Source organism: Pseudomonas sp. HMWF006, from assembly GCF_003061205.1.
Taxonomy (GTDB): domain Bacteria; phylum Pseudomonadota; class Gammaproteobacteria; order Pseudomonadales; family Pseudomonadaceae; genus Aquipseudomonas; species Aquipseudomonas monsensis.
In genome coordinates, this window is record NZ_QAIU01000460.1 from 7,756 (window position 1) to 9,686 (window position 1,931).

The following is a 1,931-nucleotide window of genomic DNA, read 5'->3' on the forward strand; positions in this document are numbered from 1 at the left end:
GTCGAAGACATGACCGCCGACGTTTTCGTAATAGATGTCGATGCCTTGCGGGCACGCCTTCGCCAGCTGTTCGGCAAAGTCCGGCGCCTTGTGATCGATGCAGGCGTCGAAACCCAGTTCCTCGACCACGTATTTGCACTTCTCGGCCCCACCGGCCACACCGACCGCACGCAGGCCTTTGATCTTCGCCACCTGGCCGACCACCGAGCCCACGGCGCCGGAGGCGGCGGCCACCACCAGGGTTTCCCCTTCTTTCGGCTGACCGATGTCCATCAGCCCCATGTACGCGGTCATGCCCGGCATGCCGAGCACACCGAGGGCCATCGACGGGCTCGGCAGCCCGGCAGGGATCGGGATGATGTTGCGTCCGTCACTGATGCTGTGGCTTTGCCAGCCTGTGGCGCCGACCACCAGATCGCCCTTGTGGAATTTCGGATGACGCGAGTCCTCGACACGGCTGACAGCGCCACCGGTCATGACTTCGCCGATTTGTACCGGAGCGGCGTAGGACGGGGCGTCGCTCATGCGTCCGCGCATATAGGGGTCAAGCGACAGGTACAGGGTTTTCAGCAGGATCTGGCCATCTTCGAGGTCGGGCAACGCTTCGCGCTCCAGGCGGAAGTTTTCCGGGGTCGGCGCGCCCACAGGACGAGAGGCAAGGACAAAACGTTGATTGAGGGTAAGAGGGTCGGACATGTCAGCGTCTCCTGTGAATGATGAATTCCGGGGTATAGGGAGCAGACCGTTGTGGCAATAGCAGGTTCGATGTTTCTACTGTGAACCTGGGGCGAGGGAGATCACAAGACGCGCACTCCAGAAGGCGCCAGAAACAAAAATGCCAAGCGCAATGCCTGGCATTTTGTGTAGCTCATCTGCCGCCGTATGGCGAATCAGAATGGCAGTTTCATACCGGCTGGCAGGTTCATGCCAGCGGTCATGCTGCCCATTTTTTCCTGGCTGTTGGCTTCAATCTTGCGCACGGCGTCGTTGACGGCGGCAGCAACCACGGCTTCCAGCATCTCCTTGTCGTCTTCGCTCAGGCCTTCGACCAGGCTTGGGTCGATGCTCACGCTTTTCACGTCGTGACGACCGGTCATCACCACGGTGACCATATCGCCACCGGCTTTACCGGTGACTTCGGCGTTGGCCAGTTCTTCCTGCATCTTGGCCATTTTTTCCTGCATCTGCTGCGCCTGCTTCATCAGGCCGGCCATGCCACCTTTCATCATGGGAATCACCTCAAAAGTACTTGGATCAAAACAGCGTCCGCCCTGTGCGGCCGGACGCCTTCAGTTATTAGCCTTGGGGGACCAAAGCGTCGACAGGTTCAATAGTATCGTGTCGCACCACCGCGCCGAACTGCTGGACCATCTGCTGGATGAACGGATCACCGTGGATCGACTCCTCCGCCTCGCGCTGACGATTGGCCCGGCGACGCGACGCAGCCTGGGCCGGGGTTTCCTGCTCGGGCTTGATCAGCTCGATGGTCAGGCTCAGCGTGCGACCGTGAAACTGGTTCAACGCATCGTTCAGGCGCCGCTGTTGCGTGGCATTGAACAGTGCACTGTGCGCCGGGTCCAGGTGCATCAGCCAGTGATCGCCATCGACGGCGATCAGCGTGCAGTTGGCGGCGATGCTGCCGGTCATGCCGGAGATCGGCAATTGCGGGAACAGCTCCAGCCATTGCAGTGCAAGACCGGTGGCCGGCGCTGCCGCAGGTTCCGGCTCGGGTTCCGGCGCTGGCTCAGCAGCGTGTTCGCTGGCCAGTTCGTCGAGGTAACTGTAGGCCGAATCCATGTCCGGCTCGATGTAATCCTCGTCCAGCGGCGGCTCGTCGTCCAGGTCCATGCCCGGGGTGGCGGCATCGACGTCGGCAACCGACGGCTCGGGAATCGGCGCAGCGGCCCATTCCGGCGCATCCGGGACCACGC

At 61.7% G+C, this 1,931-nt stretch carries 3 protein-coding genes; all 3 read right to left on the reverse strand.

Annotation, left to right across the window (positions count from 1 at the left end; all coding sequences use genetic code 11):
- The coding region (locus tag DBR24_RS20035; RefSeq protein ID WP_256591672.1) for an NADP-dependent oxidoreductase at positions 1-696 on the reverse strand (696 nt) is incomplete at its 3' end.
- 194 nt (positions 697-890) lie between these two features.
- Positions 891-1,229: a YbaB/EbfC family nucleoid-associated protein gene (locus DBR24_RS20040; protein WP_003223337.1), complete on the reverse strand. Its 339-nt coding sequence runs from the start codon at positions 1,227-1,229 to the stop codon at positions 891-893.
- Positions 1,230-1,296: 67 nt separating this feature from the next.
- Positions 1,297-1,931 (reverse strand): DNA polymerase III subunit gamma/tau C-terminal domain-containing protein (locus DBR24_RS20045; protein WP_305889110.1); only part of this gene is annotated, 635 nt, incomplete at its 5' end.

Coding starts and splice junctions, on each gene's coding strand:
- DBR24_RS20040 (WP_003223337.1), bottom strand. CDS start 1,229: ATGATGAAAGGTGGCATGGCCGGCCTGATGAAGCAGGCGCAGCAGATG.